Origin of the sequence: Peribacillus sp. NPDC097224, from assembly GCF_044761985.1 — a bacterium.
GTDB lineage: Bacteria > Bacillota > Bacilli > Bacillales > DSM-1321 > Peribacillus.
Window position 1 is genome coordinate 41,982 of the sequence record NZ_JBIWDK010000004.1, and the last position, 17,098, is coordinate 59,079.

The 17,098-nt window shown below is 41.4% G+C and carries 11 protein-coding genes; 2 read left to right on the plus strand and 9 right to left on the minus strand.

Features of this window, described 5'->3' with window-relative positions; all coding sequences use genetic code 11:
- Positions 1–74: 74 nt before the first annotated feature.
- From ACIQXR_RS09680 to ACIQXR_RS09695, 4 genes are all read right to left on the minus strand, one after another.
- Positions 75–893 carry a basic amino acid ABC transporter substrate-binding protein gene (locus tag ACIQXR_RS09680; RefSeq protein ID WP_402871468.1) on the minus strand — a complete coding sequence of 273 codons (819 nt, stop codon included), beginning with the start codon at positions 891–893 and terminating at the stop codon, positions 75–77.
- Positions 894–1,199: 306 nt separating this feature from the next.
- Positions 1,200–2,228, minus strand: a complete 1,029-nt coding sequence (locus tag ACIQXR_RS09685) for an AI-2E family transporter (RefSeq protein ID WP_402871469.1) — start codon at positions 2,226–2,228, stop codon at positions 1,200–1,202.
- A gap of 206 nt (positions 2,229–2,434) precedes the next feature.
- Positions 2,435–2,668: an excisionase family DNA-binding protein gene (locus ACIQXR_RS09690; protein WP_402871471.1), complete on the minus strand. Its 234-nt coding sequence runs from the start codon at positions 2,666–2,668 to the stop codon at positions 2,435–2,437.
- 131 nt (positions 2,669–2,799) lie between these two features.
- The gene (locus ACIQXR_RS09695; protein WP_403079865.1) at positions 2,800–3,804 is read right to left on the minus strand and encodes an Ig-like domain-containing protein; all 1,005 of its coding nucleotides are present in this window, start codon (positions 3,802–3,804) and stop codon (positions 2,800–2,802) included.
- Positions 3,805–4,068: 264 nt separating this feature from the next.
- On the opposite strand from ACIQXR_RS09695, the gene ACIQXR_RS09700 reads away from it, so the two are divergent.
- Positions 4,069–4,989: a glycine-rich domain-containing protein gene (locus ACIQXR_RS09700; RefSeq protein ID WP_403079868.1), complete on the plus strand. Its 921-nt coding sequence runs from the start codon at positions 4,069–4,071 to the stop codon at positions 4,987–4,989.
- Between the two features lie 147 nt (positions 4,990–5,136).
- Here ACIQXR_RS09700 and ACIQXR_RS09705 read toward each other — a convergent pair whose 3' ends face one another.
- From ACIQXR_RS09705 to ACIQXR_RS09725, 5 genes are all read right to left on the minus strand, one after another.
- Positions 5,137–5,991, minus strand: coding sequence for a transglutaminase family protein (locus ACIQXR_RS09705; protein ID WP_402871480.1), 855 nt, complete (start codon positions 5,989–5,991; stop codon positions 5,137–5,139).
- Positions 5,992–6,064: 73 nt separating this feature from the next.
- Complete coding sequence (locus tag ACIQXR_RS09710; protein WP_403079869.1) at positions 6,065–7,027, minus strand: alpha-E domain-containing protein; 963 nt, start codon at positions 7,025–7,027, stop codon at positions 6,065–6,067.
- A complete protein-coding gene (locus tag ACIQXR_RS09715; RefSeq protein WP_403079871.1) occupies positions 7,020–8,477 on the minus strand; it encodes a circularly permuted type 2 ATP-grasp protein in 1,458 nt (485 codons plus the stop codon). The genes ACIQXR_RS09710 and ACIQXR_RS09715 overlap by 8 nt, the downstream gene beginning before the upstream one ends.
- Positions 8,478–8,666: 189 nt before the next feature.
- Positions 8,667–13,343: a caldesmon family protein gene (locus tag ACIQXR_RS09720; RefSeq protein ID WP_403079872.1), complete on the minus strand. Its 4,677-nt coding sequence runs from the start codon at positions 13,341–13,343 to the stop codon at positions 8,667–8,669.
- A gap of 305 nt (positions 13,344–13,648) precedes the next feature.
- Positions 13,649–14,845 (minus strand): MFS transporter, encoded by a 1,197-nt coding sequence (locus ACIQXR_RS09725; RefSeq protein WP_403079873.1) that lies wholly within the window; start codon positions 14,843–14,845, stop codon positions 13,649–13,651.
- A gap of 262 nt (positions 14,846–15,107) precedes the next feature.
- Between ACIQXR_RS09725 and ACIQXR_RS09730 the strand changes: the two genes are divergently transcribed.
- Positions 15,108–16,451, plus strand: coding sequence for a hypothetical protein (locus tag ACIQXR_RS09730; protein ID WP_403079874.1), 1,344 nt, complete (start codon positions 15,108–15,110; stop codon positions 16,449–16,451).
- Positions 16,452–17,098 lie beyond the last annotated feature (647 nt).

Consider the following 17,098-nt stretch of genomic DNA (forward strand, 5'->3'; position numbering starts at 1 on the left):
TATGTACCTCCTAAAGTCCAAAAAAACTGCGTAACTTCACACGTAAAGTTACGCAATTTTTCTCATAACCTATATTATTGTTGTGCTTTTACCGTCTCGATATCTGGATCTGTGCCAAACTGTTTTTTATAGATTTCGGCGTACTTGCCATTATCGAGCATGGTATTGATCGCTTTATCGAAATCAGCCTTTAACTCACTGCCTTTAGGGAATAGGACTCCATAAAACTCCTCTTCAAAGCTGCTGCTGTCTTCCACGACCTTCAACTTTTGATCAGGATTATTTTTTACGTACTCTTCAACGACCGTATTATCCGCCACGACCGCTTCAGCCCCACCCTTGAGCAATTCCTGAATGGCTAAGTTATTATTCTCGAATTTCTTGATATCTTTATGGTTTTTCCCAAGAAGGGCTTCCACCGCTTCTTGACCCGTTGTACCTGTTTGGACAGCTATCTTCTTCCCTTTCAGATCTTCTCCCGATTCCACATCACTTTTTTCGGGAACCAAGATTTTATTAGTGGAAAGGAAATAAGGAACCGAAAAATCATACGATTGTTTTCTTTCATCATTCACTGTAATCGCCGATACAGCTAAATCTGCTCTTTTTGATTCAATCTCCACAAAAATCGGATCCCAGCCTACATGCTCAATCTCGACTTTATACCCAGCTTCCTTCGCTACGGCATTGATAAAGTCAACATCGAATCCGACGATTTTATCACCTTCGAGGTATTCAAAAGGCGCATATGCCGCATCCGTCACGACTCTAAGCGTCTTTTCCTTCGGCCCTTCATCACTTGTAGTGGAAACTTCCTTTTCCTTGCCACATCCTGTCATGATCAAAAGCAAAGAAGATATCACGACCAACATGTATACAGATACCCTTTTCAACATAATCCCCTCTTTTCTCCCGTAAACTCTCACTCAAAATAGTCTAATAATTTAGATTTGAATGATTATTCAGTATTTTTTACTTAAAAATAGTATACGTTTTTTTGAGTTTTCATGCAATAAAAAGTAAAAAAATAACTTTAGTAGAATACAAGTTTATTACAGTAAATGACAAAACCGAGTATCATAATGGACTTTGAATATGTGAACAATCGATTCATCTTCTTTTTCCACAAAAAATAAAAAATTATATTGAAAACGAATATAAAAAAATAAGCAACCACCCATTTAGAGGGTTGCTGCTTATTATGGTTCGTCCAGTGCACGGTTAGTTTCTTCATCAATATCTAACATATCCAATAGGAAGATAAAGATTGGTATCCCGATGATCAATCCCCAAATTCCAAGGAAGTGTTCGGAAAACAGCAAGATCATAAACGTGAAGAACGTAGGAAGATTTGTTTTGGCCGACATGAATTTCGGGTTCAAAATATAGCTTTCAAGCGCATGAATCACCACAATCATGATCAACACTGCAATGACCTTAGGCATGCCTCCGATACTATAGGCAATCATGCTTAGTGGAATCAAGGAAATAATGACCCCAGCCACCGGAATCAAACCAAGGAAGAAAATCATGATCCCTAAACCAATTAACTGTGGAAAACCAAGAATCCATAAGAACGCAACGGATAGAATGGCATTTGTAATAGCAATTAGGAATTGAACCTCAATGACTTTTCCGAATGAGTTAACGAACTTCACACCGAAATGTCCAATATTAATGAAGAAGGAATTGAATTTCCCCCGCTTAAACTTGGAAGTGAAGCGGATGATTTTATCCTTTTCCAACAAGAAAAACAAGCTAAGCAGTATAGAAATGAAGATTTGAAACGCCAGTTTTCCAAAGTCAGATATATAAAGATAGAGCGTATTCATCTGCTTTTGAAGATCCAGAGGTGATTCAAGTTCATTCATTAAACTAATGGCATATTGAATGACTTTGCTATCAGGCGGATGTTGAAAGAAGAATACAATCTGCGTAATCAGCTCAGTAAATTGTGTCGTAATAACCGGCAAGTACTTATAAAGGACGATAGCTAAAGAAGCAATGAACACTATATAAATGAAACTTATGACCACTTTGGAATTGATGGGCATCACTTTTTTCAGATGAAGCATGATGAATTGTTCAAGCCTTCCCATCAGGAAAGTGAAAACAAATGTGAATAAAACGATATTGACCATACTTCCGATGCTTACAAGAAATAAAAACAGCACAAGTAAGGTAATGAATCTTGAAAATCCTTCGCTTTGTAAATACTCTTTTACCACTTACCTATCTCCTATCTACCATTTTGCCGTAATCTATCTTTGTATTTATTATTTTACACGGAATGGAGGAAATCTACTACAAATACCTTCCAAAAAATAATAATTCGAAATATCTTGCCCGGACTCCCTCAAAAGCCCCGGCTTTGTATTAACTATAACCGGTACAAAAAAGGGATGCACCTATTATGCATCCCAATCAAGAAGACTTAGTCTTCGTCCTTAATGTCTAGATCTTCCGGAATCGGTTCATTCGCCAATTCTTCGACTAACATTTTATATTTCTCCAGCTGTTCAAAGTGCGTCTTGAACTGGTCCTTATAGATCAATACTACACCCTCGCCGTCATCCACCACTCTAATTTTTCCTTGTAAGATTAAACTTTCGACATATGGTATGGACACCGATAAATAATCAGCCGTTTCCTCTACTGTTAAATACACGTTTTCGTCACTCCTACTACTATCTTTATAGCTATTATACCAGTAGTTCACTTTTTCTGCTTTTCTCCTATTGCCCAATATCCTCCATCCATTTGAAAAGGGCCTTTCCCAGATTGGGAAAGGCCCTTCTATTATTTCACTGTCACTTTGACCGTTTTGGCATTTCCGGCCTTATCGGTTGCCACAACCGATAACTTTGTCTTTTTCTTTTGTTTTTTCATCGTCACTTTATATTTTCCATTTTTATCGGCTGTCGCCTTTCCAAGAACCTTGGATCCCACTTTAACCTGCACGGTTGCTTTGGCCTCGGTTTTACCGGAAACTGATTTACTTGAACTCGTCACCGCGCTGACTGTAAGCGTTTTGGGTGCCGTCACGTCTTTTACCGTCGTTTTGACCGGGGTGGTCTGGTACTCTTTGCCACCCACGGTTCCTGTAGACCAAACAGAGACTTTCGTTCCGGCTTTTTGTTTACCAATCGTGACAGAATACTTGCCGTTCGCTTTTATCTTTGTTCCCTTTTTATTAACAACTTTATTATTGACCTTCACATATACTGTGGTATTCGGTTCAGCTTCCCCGCTTATCTTTGTATCCTTATCCCCGACCTTTTTGATGGTCGGCCCAGACATGGTTGCGCCTACTGCGTATTCTTCCTGGCTCTTTAAACTCCCTGTGTCTTTCACTTTAATATAATATGTTCCCGGAGATACGGAATATAGTTGAGTATCCGCTTGATCTACACGGTTGGAACTTTCCAGGCTCACCGCTTTATTCTTGGCATTATATAAGGAAAAATCTAGCGAACTATTAAACTCCGTAGCAGCGACCACATATAAGAAACCATAATGCTTTACTTTGATTTTATAGTAATCTACATCTTTCGCTTTATTGAAAATCCCCAAACCAAATTGTTTCAGGCTTATCGAGTTAGACTTTTTAATCGTATTATTCGGTTCTTTTTCAATGAGATACTCACTTGCCATCTTCTTGTATGACTGATTATGTACACGCTCGAAAGGACTTTTCAGGCCTGGTCCCTTTTCAACTGAAACTGTAGCGGCTCCAACCGCCCCTAAATTAAGCGAAAATAGACTGAATACCAATGCCAGAATAAAAACAAATGATTTTTTCATAGTTCTCTCCCTTTTTAATAAAGTAAAAGATTTTCTTCTTTTCCCCTTGTCTCTACCACATGCAAAAATAAAATAAACCCTCTTTTACCAAAATATACTAATAATTACTCTGTGCGTAAAGGGACTAAAGCCTGATATGTCCACCTTATTTCCTGGTTCGTGAATATCAAGGAAAATAAAATGCGTTTATACCTTATAAATCAAACCCATAAAATGTAAAATGGTGTTAGTGTAGGAGTTCTATAGACTAGGAGGATTGAAAAAATGACCTTATTTTATGTCATGCTTGCAGCCATTTTCGCGATCATTGTGGTTATCCTGGTAAAACGAAGAAGCGAGCCGGTTCGAATGGAACGGTATCAGCAAGAATTCCGGAGAAGATATGAGGAGACATTGGACATAGGCGGGAATGCTATCGTATCGGAAGCCTTAATAGAAAAGCTTAATCAAGCCATGGAAATCGAGTATATGGAAAAGGTCAATACCGATTTCCGTATGAGACACCCACGTTATACACAGGGGAATGTCAACGAGTTATGGCGGGAATTAAAACGGTACTTCATCATGACGGCCGTGTTCGGTAAAATGGAAATGTTTCATGCCACCGTCGATGAACTCTGGCATATCATGCTGGATGATAAACAGAAATATGATAGGTTCTGTCGGGACTTCCTTGGCCAGATGATCCTACATCATCCCCACACAGAGCCTGTCTTTAAACCAGTGGAACGGACACTGTTCGACTTTTACTATGTCCAGCTGTTCACTATTGATTCGCCCTCGATTCTAACTTGGGGAAAGTTCTTCAAACATGATAAAGCAACCTCCTTGCTCCACGATTTCGAAACACTGGAAGTTGACCAGTTAAAGGAAACATACATGCGAAAACCGACGAGTGTGGAAGCGGAAGATACCTTTGATAGGTTCTCGGCCCTCATAAAAGAAGACCGCACGGAACGGAGTGTGGATTGGCAAAAACGGTACAATCAAATGGATTATGCTGCACCCGCTTACTTCATTTATGCAAGTGCGGATGCATGTGATTCGGACTTCAAGCATCTGTTTGGTGACGATCCCGCTCACGGTTCCCATTCTGGAAATGTAGGTACCGACAGTCATGGCAGTGTTCATGATAGTGGATCTGATTCCTCGAGTTGTTCTTCCTGTAGCTCGTGCTCTTCATAAAAACAGCACCACCGTTTGTTAGATGGTATCTAGGTGCTGAACAGGCTTTGTCCAATCAATAAAGTACCCGTTACCATTTCAGCTTCCCCTACCCATTTAAAAATGCCTCCTTTTACTCAAGGAGGCATTAATGGATATCAGTTTTGCTTATTCATGTTCCAGTTTCTTCACCTGTACTTTTACATCAAGCGTTTGGTTCCCACCTCTGTAAACTCCCTGCAACGGGCTGACATCTGAATAGTCCCGCCCAGCGCTAAGACAAATGTGATTTTCAAGTGCCTCTACATTATTCGTAGCATCGAGCCCAATCCAGCCGATACCAGGAGCCATGAATTCAACCCACGCATGGGAGGCAGCATCCCCAATCAGCTCCGAGTTTTCACCGACGTAGAGATAGCCGCTTACATATCTGGCCGGAATCTTCCTGGCTCTAAGAACGCCCAGCATAATATGAGAATAATCCTGACATACGCCTTTTTTCAAGTCAAACGCTTCATTAGCCGTTGTGCTTACATTAGTCGATTCTCCGTCATAGTTCATAACCTCATGTAGATACCTCATTAACTGAAGGGAGAATTCAACTGGATTTTCAATATCACCTACCGCTTGGATAACTTGGTCGATTTGATACTGATATAAGAAGGTATAGCTTGTTTCGTTTAAAAAACTCTTATAATGATCATGAAATAATTCCGAATGAAAGATATATCTCATTTCTGGAGAATACTCGATTTGTCGAATAAATGGCGACCTTTGAATACTGACAATGGAGGTCGTCTTCACTTCCAACTTCGTATGTTTTTGAGGGATAAAGAAACTCTCCACGTGATTCCCCCATAAATCCACATGTTCCTTTGGCATCGATACAGGTGTGATTTCATTTTTATAAGATAATAAACGCTGACATTCATCCGTCCTAGGCTTCAAACGAATGGTATTCATACTTTGGTCTACTGCTGTATCATAGTAAAAAGTATTTACATGTTCAACTTCATATTTCATGGCCATTTCTCTCCCTGATACTATGGTTTTACTGTCCTGTAAGAGGAAGGGTTTTTTCTGGGAATGCTCCCTTTCATTTTACAGGATCAGCTTCTAAGTAATACGTTTCGGAGAATAACTTTCCAAATTCCAGGCACTGGCTATAAGCCGAATCAATAAAAACCCCAATCTCTTCCGTATTCAGTTTTTTGATGTCCACATCTTTGAATTCACTGATCATATTGTCAATGGCCGCATACATCTTCCAAGAATAATGGGCCACCTTTTCGCCTTCAAGTCCTTTAATCACTTCTCTGACATGTTCCATGCAATAACAGAGGGAACGAGGAAAGCTATGATCGGATATCATGAATTGCAGGACAAATTTGGGTTCCATCAAAGGTCTGAATTTCTTAGTAAAGTCCTCATATCCATTAATGAGCTGTAGACTTGTACGCCAGTCCAATTCTTGCCCTTCCAAGTCACCATATGGAACGGATTGTCGATACATCATCTGCATGACAAGAGCTGTTTTTTCAGCCCGTTCCAGCCATTTTCCTATCTTAATAAAATGATAGGGTAAATCTCGTGACATGGTAGAATCTATTATTCCAGTCGCAATCATTGAAGTGGTTTTAATACGCCTGATATAGGAATGAATCTCTTGGATGGAGTAATCCTCCCTTGCTTCGGCATTTTCTTGCTCTAAGTAAAACTCATTCCATACCTCCCAAAGCATGTTAGGGATTCTATCTCTTGTCATCTTGGCATTTTCTCGAATATTCTTGGTCATCCTCGATAGCGAATTGAAGTTATCTTCTGAAAAGGCCAAATAATGGACGACATTTTTCATCGTAATTTCTTCATAAAGAGAATCGAATTCCTCTTTATCCCCACAAATCCCGATGATCGCTTCCAAGTCATGTTTGACCAGGATTTCATGCTCGGATGCCTCTAGCATTTTTATTAACTGAACCTCAAGGATATCTGCATTACTTTCCATCCGTTCACAATTCCTTGCCATCCAAAATAAAGAATCGGCTACACGACTAAGCATGCTGCATCTCCTCCTTTAACACCCAGGTATCTTTTCCGCCCCCGCCCTGTGAGGAGTTCACAACGAGTGATCCTTCCTTTAAAGCCACTCGCGAAAGTCCGCCAGGCAGTACATGTACTTGTTCCCCCTTCATGACGAATACGCGTAAATCTACATGGCACGGGTAGAATCGGCCTTTTTGGTACGCCGGGGCCCGTGATAATTTAATGGTAGGCTGTGCTATGTACTGATAAGGATTTTCAATGATTTTCTGACGGAATACTTCCCTCTCTTCCTCGGTAGCATGGGGTCCGATTAGCATATCGTAGCCACCAGAAGCCCCTACATTCTTCACGACGAGTTCATCCAACCTTTCAAGAACCCACTCCCTCTGGATTGGATCGCTTAACAGGTAGGTATCCACGTTTTTAATGATCGGTTCTTCCTTCAAATAATATCGAATCATATCCGGTACATAGGAATATATCGCTTTATCATCGGCCACACCGTTTCCAATCGCATTCAAGATGGAGACATTCCCCTCTTTATAAGCAGCAATCAATCCCGGCACCCCGAGTAACGAATCCTCACGAAACGCCTCCGGATCAAGAAAATCATCATCTATACGGCGATAGATGATATCCACCCTTTTTAATCCCCGAATGGTTTTCATGTAAACCATGTTGTCTATCACGATCAAATCTCTTCCTTCTACAAGCTGGATATTCATTTGTTGTGCTAGAAATACATGATCATAATAAGCCGAATTATACATTCCGGCTGTTAAGAGGACTGCTCTAGGTTCAGTGTTTTTCGAGATGTTATTTGGCACATGCGACAATAAGGAGTGCTGTAAATGAGCAATTTGATTTTCAAGTGTGTTGAGAGAATGTTCAGAAAAAAACTCGGGGTAAACCTGACGCATAACATAACGATTTTGATACACATACGAAAGTCCTGAAGGATTTCGTAGATTATCCTCAAGAACTCGATATTCACCATGTTCATCTTTGATTAGATCGATTCCTGCCAAGAAGATATGATTTTGTAAAGGGCTATCAACCCCGCCTACCTGTTTATAGTAGTAATACGGGCTATTTTCTACCAGATGCTTCGGAATAATATTATCTTTTAAAATTCGTTGATCATGATAGATATCATCCAAAAAGTGATTAAGTGCTTCGACTCGTTGAATCATGCCTTTTTCAATCACTCCCCATTCTTCAGCAGGGATGATAATTGGTATGAAGTCAAACGGCATGGTGCGCTCCGTTCCGCTTTCTTCCCCATACACCGTAAAAGTAATTCCCTGTCTTAAAAAACTGAATTGAGCTGTTTCATGCTTTTCCCTATACTCTTCTTCTGAAAACTGTTGAAGAATTGAATGGAAGTATCGATAGTGGTCTTTTGGCTCTCCATTTTCCTGAAGCATTTCATCGAAAAAGGAGCCCGTTTCATAAGTTTTGAACAATGCTACACGCCTCCAAAAAATGTTATGTAAAGAGTAATGACTATTTAATTACGACAAATTTCATGGGATATCCTTCTTTTCTAACAATATTTTTACTAATAATTTAGATTTTTCTAATAATTGTCGATTGGTACCGTTTACATTTCTTCCTTTATAAATTTACAAGAAAAAAACTAATAGGTTGCCCTATTAGTTCCATCGGTTGAACCAATTTTTGACTCGTTGTTTATTCTTTTCGAGAACTTCCTGCGATGTTTGGTTGTCTTTTTGTTTTTTCCATTCAAAGAAAGAAGCAATGGCGATGAGGAGCCCTCCGCCGATGACTAAGTACAACCACCATGGCATCTGTCCCCACATCGAATTTGTATTCATATAGATATTGAACAAGATCGTTACGGTTCCCGCCAAGAAATATGATTTGTATTTCATCGTAAATCCAAGGAGGATCGCCGCTAAAGATATCGTCCCGATAACCAGTGCATCATATAGGGTGTTGCTTGCCATGGCATCTCCTATCATGATAATAAAGAGGACGAAGACGACGCCCATCTCGATATACTGCGTTAATTTGCCTCTATTAAAAATTTTCCGTAATAAGATGGTACTTATGATAAAGAGTGGCAGGATCTGTGCCTCTACCTCCAGGACATCCGGGAATGGAATCTTATCGATGATGACCCAATATGGATATAGACTGAGCACTATGGAAGCTGCCAAATAGATTTCCCTTTCCTTTACTCTCACCGTCATCGCCCTCATCAAGATGAAATAAACCGGCAATAAAAGAGAAACGAAAATGTCTAGAAGGATGGATTTAGATTCTCGATTATGAATATCCATCATCATCGCTACAAGGAAAAGAAATCCGTACACCCGGTAAAAATCGATTTGCAAAATGATCGCGCCTTTTTTCACGATTCCACTAAAGGATCTTCTACTTACTAACACCATTGCCGCCGTACATCCGAAAAGGACCCCAGTGCCAATGAATATGTCCAATGTTCCTGCATAGGTCATGATGGTCCAATACGGGTACAATCCAAGAATCCCTGCCAGCAATGCGTATGTTTCCCTCTCCTTTGCAGGGATCGTAAAGTGCCTCATCAAGATGAAGTACCCAATCAAGAAACAAGAAACAAGGACCTTGAGTGGCCAATACGTCGGTTCATTCATAAATGCTTCGACATTCATGGTCAGTAAAAAAAGCAAGCCATATATCCGGTATACATCCACCTTGATTCCTGATTCATCCTTCCTTACCAAGCCTGTAAAGAAATGTCTGCTCAACAGGATCATCACGAGCATACAAGCAAAAAGAACGCATTCACCCGTAATCAACGAAACCGTATGAATGTAATCCACGATGATAATGAACGGATACAGACTGAGGATCATCGCAAGAGCGGAATACACCTCCCTTTCTTTCCGTCCATTTGTAAAGCTTCGTATCAGGATGAAATAGCCTGGGATCAATAGCGCTACAAGGACTTTTAAAAGTGGATAAGATGGTTCATGCACGAGCACTTCCCCATTCATGGCAAGTAAGAATAATAGTCCATAAATGCGGAATGCATCGATTGCCGTCCCTGTTTCGTCCGTTTTAAACAGCCCTTTGAAGTATTGCCTGCTCAACAACAGCAACACGACCATACAGAGGAAATGGACAACCAGAGCTGTCACGGTCGGCAGCGAGTGGACGTAATCCCACATGTTGAAAAACGGATACAATCCGATGACGGCCGCTACACCTGAATAGATACCTCTTTCCTGTCTGCCTATCGTAAAGGTTCTCATCACGATAAAGTAAATCGGCAGCAGCAAGGATACCGTTATTTTCAAGATTTCAAATTCCGTAGACTCCCAGAATACTTCCCCATTCATATCAAGTATAAAGAACAAGCCGACTATTCTATAAAAATCAATGATTTGCTTGTCACCTGCTTGGTTGACCAAGCCCGTGAAATATCGTTTACTCATGAACACCATCCCAACAGCACAGGCAAACAGGACGGCCATTCCAAGAAGTATCGATAAAGTGCCCGCATACATCACATAGAAAATGAAAGCCATGCCGAGTGGAAGCACCACATAATTTTGCCAGTTCCTTCTCATGAGTAAATACCAAGCAAAGAGAAGCTGTATAGTCACCAAACCTACCCAAATGATTTCTCGATCAAGAGGGAATTCATACAGAGCCGTTTCAACAATCGACATGGCAGCCGTTATATGAATGAAAGGAATCAAATAAAACTCGATGATGCCTTTCCACTCTTTTTTGGAGACCGCCCATAAACCCGTAATGATTCCCGCCGTAATCATCAAGCAAATCGAAAAGACGAACCGTGTTGGCTCCATGTCGGTAAAAAACAGCTGGATTTGTAGAAACAGGACGGTAAATCCAAGATATGTGAAGAGGAACCTTTCCCATTTCACCTGGGTTCGCAGTGCACTCACATATAGGAGAAGTTGTGTGATAAATAGAAAGGGTGAAACATCAGACATCGTGATCAGGATGAATCCAAGCGGTATGGCAACAAGGTTGGCCAAATGGCTCGAATAAAGGAAATACTTTCTTCCAGTCTGTGAATGCCTCCCTATCCATTCCCCGACAAGGAAAAAGATGAATGGCCCAAACAGCACAAAACCAATCTGGTATGAAGTCTCACTGAAATCAAAGACCTCATATAGAGAACCATACAATCCCGCACTTGTAACGATGACCGGAAGCCAATAAAGAGATGTACGGTGCAAATAAACGGACCACCCGTTTATAGCCGTCGCAATAGCCAGTAAAACGGTGACCTCCAAAGGACTCAATGCACCATATCCGACCAGCAAGAAAGCCATGAAGGACAGGAACTGGCCACTAAAGAAAAAGGGAGGGAAGAAGATCCCCAATGATTTTTTCAAGGCATACGCTGCTCCGATGGAAATCAGGGCTACCATCATTAGATGCATGCTGAATGCCATATTCGACTGAAACCAATCGCTTCTTTCCATCAAATACGGGTAAAACGCGATAAGCCCCAATAAGAAGGAAATCGGAAATCCATATACACTGACTTCCTTGATTTGTCGAGCATCCCCTTTAAGATAGGTAAGAAAGAACGTGCCAGATACTACGATAAGACCGATGCCTACTTCTAGCCAGGCCATCTCGCTAAATTTGATTGTCAATATTCCCACCATGATCAAGGAAGAAATAAGCAAGACACTCTGTTTAAACAAGCCGTACCTTGCATGGCGATTGTATACATACAGACCGACATACAAAAGGATCTGAAGAAGGAACATCAGATTCAAAACAGCGGGGAAAGCAAGTGAAAACGCAAAACAAAGATAAAAGCATCCAAAATTAAAGACAGCAACCGCCGGATAGGTGAAGTTCCTATTTTTCATGTGCAGGGCAACATAAACCAATTGGGCAGTCACGATCATCAGAGCGATAAAAATCTGGGCATATTTTTCCTGATAGGCCATCGCATTGATATATAGGAAAACGATTCCGACCTCGACCAGGCTGGTCACCATGAAGCTTTTGGATAGCCCAGGCTCATTCCTTCTTGCCATATAAGTTGAAAGTGCCATGAAAATCAGCGGGATACTCGCATAAGCGATGACCATGTAATCGCTTAGAACAGAGTTAAAGACAAAATGGATATATCCATAAGTGAAGATGAAATTGAATGCCAGCTCATGATACTTCTTGTGGAATTTCACGGCCAATATCAAAAACAAGATAGAGATGACCATCAATGTAATCGAATAGACCAAGTTACTCGAAAATAACGTGAAGGCGACAAAGCTTTCCACGATGATCTTAAACTGGATGAATCGAAACAGATATGGCCTGAATAGGGCCAACACCTTTCGATTCTTCAGATATTCGACGTTCCATACCAGCAATAAATTAAATATACTGACCATCAATAACAACCACTCGATTGTCGGCGTCAAATAGGCAAAACCGAAATAACATGTGATGGCAAAAGTGAAAATGGAAATGAAAATGAATATTTTCGACTTAAAGTATGCTGCAATTCTGTAATAGATCCCTAAGCAAAGGAGACCGCCAAGAAACCCAAGCAGGCCTCCTCCCCCGCCTTCCAGGGATAAATACTCTCCGAAGATCTGATAATAGGAAGCTGATAAAATCGTAATCGGGATAAATAAACTGGCCAATGTCAGAAAAGCAAAAGCCGTTTGTTCAATTTTCAGCTTGGAAGCGATAAAGGCCATGCCAGTGAATACAACAGACACCATTCCGATGAACAAGACCTTCCACACCTCGTTCAAGTCCCCCCATGAACTGGTCGCCAAAATCAATCCGCCAAATAAGAGAAGAATGACTCCGGTAAGGAGAACGACGGAAATATTCCTCTCCCGTATCTGCTCCGGTGTCTTTTTCGGTTTTTCTGGGCGCACAACCTTTTTCTTCTGAGTCACCTGTGGCTGGGGAACAGTTTTTTCCACGGGAGCGCTTATGATGACCGGTTCCTCTAGAGGCCTTGAGTCCTTTTTCTCCTCGGTGGATTCCTCAACTCGTGGAAGATTTGGCAGATTAGGAGTCTCTTGTACCGTTTGCTCTTCCCCTGTCACGTCATCCACAGGCTGAACGGACGATTTTTCGTCTTCACGCTCCTGACTTTTCCTTGCAGGCTCTCTTTCAAGTTCAGCTTTCTTTTTTGCCTCATTCAGGCGCTTTTCCTGATAGATGGCCAGTTGAACATGCCGGTCATATGCCCGGCTGATCCGGATATATTCGGTTTTAGGAATGAGCCGCTTTTCCCATAAAGCTTGGAGCTCTTCTTGGAAAATCTGCTGCCTTCTTTCTAAACCCATTTCCTCATTTGAAGAATCAACCATCCAGAAACCCCTTCCTTCGCCATAGCTTCTTCCCATTTTATGTATCTACTACTTTTGATAATAACAAAAATTACCTATTTATAGAATATTAAACCATTTAATAACGAACAAGCCATCGATTTGACAGCCAAGGTTAGTCCCCCTACCCTATGTGTCCAGTTTCCTAGAAATAGAGAAACAAAGATAGCCCAATGCCACTAGTTCACCCCCACAATAGGTTCATTGAATCATATAATGCTACAATCCTTCTGGAGAGAATATCCAAGTACAAAAAGGGCGACCCACTAACGGTCACCCCCCAATTCCTATAACATTCTTAACTTATCTTCACTTCTTACGATCCATAAATAGACCATGATTGAAATCACAATCGAAAAAGCTGCCGTGACATAAATGCTTCGATACCCGAATAGATACCCGATCTGTCCGAACACGATGGCTCCTATTCCAACGCCCAGGTCAAAAAAGGAAAAGTACGTGGCATTCGCCATCGCTTTACGATTCGGAGCCGTTTTCTCGATTGACCATGCCTGCAAAGCCGGCTGCACAGAACCGAACCCCATTCCATAAAGCACGGCTGCGATGTACAGAACCGATTCACCCGGCATCCATGCCAATAGGAACATCCCCGACATAATAAGCAATGCGGAGGGCACGAAAATGGCCCGGTGGCCTCTCCGATCATATAAACGTCCGGAAAATAACCTCGTAACCATGAGTGCCAAGGCATACAGCAAAAAGTACCACTGAATGCCACTGACCCCTTTTTCCGCCGTATAAAGTGGCAGGAACGTCGCAATTCCTCCAAATGTGACGGATATGAAAAAGATTAACAGCGAAGGCTGCAACGCACTTTTTTCATAAATATCAAACCGTTTAGCGCTCAATGCGGCAATCGGATCTCTTTCCACTTTCTGATAGGTGATCAATGATGCCATGATCATGGCCAGTATTCCCAACAGCGAGCAGATCAGGAATAACTGTTGAAATGGAAGGACTGTCACAAGAAAAAGGCCAAGTGTCGGTCCAAGTGCAAGTGCTAGATTACCAGATAATCCGTAATACCCCATCCCTTCACCGCGACGTTTAGCCGGAATGATGTCAGAAGCAATCGTTCCGGACGCCGTTGAAGACAACCCCCAGCCGACTCCCTGAACAATACGCATCAAAAATAACAAGCCGATGCTTCCCATGAAACCGAAGGAACCCACAGAGAAGGCGAATATGGCCAACCCAATCAGAAAGATGATCCTTCTTCCCTTCGTTTCCAACATCTTGCCCGCAAATGGCCTTATAAGCAATGCAGAAAACGTGAATACCCCAAGGACTGCCCCAACCAGGCGGTCATCCCCTCCAAGTTGCTCAACAAACAGCGGGATCGTTGGCATCGTCATTTGGAAACCCATGAAGATACATAGATTCGCCAAACAGATCATGACAAAGTCACGCGTCCATATTCTTTCCGAACCTTTAACCCGTTCCTCGGCTAATGGTTCCCCCATATGATTTCACCTTCTATCCGAAATAGTCATTTCCAGTTTACTAAAAAAGGAAAAAATTAGCGATGAATTGAATTTTGAAGTGCCAAACGAATCAAATTATAACGCCCCGTTCAAAACGGGACCCCTTGTATCCTTATTTCTCCCTGCCCCTTACTTTTCATGAAAAATTTTTTTAACAGCATGCTACTTTTTCCTTTTTAGAGTTTATATAGACAGTGAACTCAAAATAAACCTCAATGGGCTAAAAAGGAGCCGAAAACTAATGATCTATGAAGAAACGTATCGCTATTTATTACGAAATGTAAACTCCACTGAATTCGACACATGCTTATACTCCGTATTGCATATGGATTGGGATGGCGTAATTCAAAGCCCGATTCACCAAATGGCCAAAGGAATAGGAACGACTGAAAAATACCTAAAGAAAATCATCAAGAGGCTATCATCGCCGCAGCCCGGTTGCGGACGTAGAATCTTCCTTCCGGTCGATCAGGGAATGGTGACGAAATACCAATTCAATTTAGGTCCAACCGGCAGCTTCACCAACAGAAAAGATCGATATTGTAAAAAATACCGTTTCTTCTATACTGATGCCTTTCGCAGTCTCCCCCTAGCGGCCAAGAGACTTGTACTTATGGCTGCCTTCACGATGTCCGTGAAAAAATCCGAAGTTGTCTCACTGAATTACGAGGAAGTCATTCAGTCGGGAAGTTCCCTGGCTAAAAGAAAGCATATTTACGAAGCGATGAGGATCATTAACGAAACATTGAACGGCACCATGGCCTTTACCATGGCTTCCTCCACTTTCAACCGTAAGGAATTCATCGTGGTTTCCTTCAAAACGGGCACACTTAACGAGTACCTCGAAAATCGGACAGAAAGAATGATGTTGAGAAAAACCATATATGAAGCGGGGTTTCTGGAACATATTGAGGATAAAGTCTGTATCGAACTGGAGCGTGTCGGAAAATATATTTTCCATTCGTTTCTTCATGCTGCAGAAGGACCTGTCAAAGACGAGCTATTGAAACTAGCGCGCTTCATCTATCAGTCTTCCCTTAAAAAGTTTGGCTGTGCCTTGAACGGCAACAAACCATTATTGGCTGAGCCGAAAGAGGCTTCCGCTTATTTCAGTACGATCGTATATAATGAAGCACTAGAACAATTGGGGGTATATGCTCACCAGGCTGCCTGCATAAAAGAGCTTGTAGACCGCGAACACTTTCATCGCGAGATTTCCGAGAAATCTTTGGACCGGCATGTAGATTATAGTGAAGTGGATGAGCATATTGAGCCCATTCGTGCGAAGTATAACCTGGCAATGGACATGTACCAGACGCTGAATAAATGGTGCGAAGACTGGGTGATTTCCCGGGTAAAATCCGCAATGACTGAAACAGGATCATCTAAGAAACGAATCTTAAACAACCAAAGTCCATCCGACTATCTCGACTATCTGAAAAAACATACATACGAACAACTGGAACGACACATGTCAGTGTACCGACACATCAATCACGGTGAATATGTTCTGGATATTTTACAACAGAAGAAAGAAACCCTCCAATCCTATTTCGCCATTCAGAAAGAGCGCCTGAAAAAATAAAGGGAATCATATAACTCAGTGAACACTGGCTTTTGGGCGAGTGTTTTTTGTCATGCATCCTTATCCTTCCTTTCACTCAGAAAACCCTATGTTCCTTCCCACATCGTCAGAGTCGATAGGATTTCCTCTGATTTTCTCTGCCCTTCCTATGAATAACCTGTATTCAGTTGTGGATAACCACCTCCTTCCTTCACATATCCGATACTTGTCTGTGAATAAAAAAGGAACGTCCCTACTTTTTCCTGATAGGCATCGATGAAACCAGTCATACCAACGGTTTTCTCATAAAAGTTATCCAAGGGTCTAAAGAAAGGGTCTCAATCACTTATCTAAAAAAAGTTCTGAATATCGTTATGAATAAGGGAATGAACTAGAGTCCCCCCTTCACCATAAGAAATATAGGTAGCAAGTAACGATGATCTAGATGAATTAGATAGTTCAGCACATATGCAAGCTAGGAGGTGTGAACGATTTCTATTTTTATTCATAAAATCGGACAAATCCTTTCATATTTTGGGTAAGTGATAAAGTAGATTCACCAATTCCAGAAAGGAGCTGACAGGTAGAGAAGCAAACAAGGCAGACGATACTTGAAAATTACTTACCATGGTTTCACATTTTGCAAACCTACTACACCCTTTTTTTCT

Coding starts and splice junctions, on each gene's coding strand:
- ACIQXR_RS09695 (WP_403079865.1), bottom strand. CDS start 3,804: ATGAAAAAATCATTTGTTTTTATTCTGGCATTGGTATTCAGTCTATTT.
- ACIQXR_RS09700 (WP_403079868.1), top strand. CDS start 4,069: ATGACCTTATTTTATGTCATGCTTGCAGCCATTTTCGCGATCATTGTG.
- ACIQXR_RS09705 (WP_402871480.1), bottom strand. CDS start 5,991: ATGAAATATGAAGTTGAACATGTAAATACTTTTTACTATGATACAGCA.
- ACIQXR_RS09710 (WP_403079869.1), bottom strand. CDS start 7,027: ATGCTTAGTCGTGTAGCCGATTCTTTATTTTGGATGGCAAGGAATTGT.
- ACIQXR_RS09720 (WP_403079872.1), bottom strand. CDS start 13,343: ATGGTTGATTCTTCAAATGAGGAAATGGGTTTAGAAAGAAGGCAGCAG.
- ACIQXR_RS09725 (WP_403079873.1), bottom strand. CDS start 14,845: ATGGGGGAACCATTAGCCGAGGAACGGGTTAAAGGTTCGGAAAGAATA.
- ACIQXR_RS09730 (WP_403079874.1), top strand. CDS start 15,108: ATGATCTATGAAGAAACGTATCGCTATTTATTACGAAATGTAAACTCC.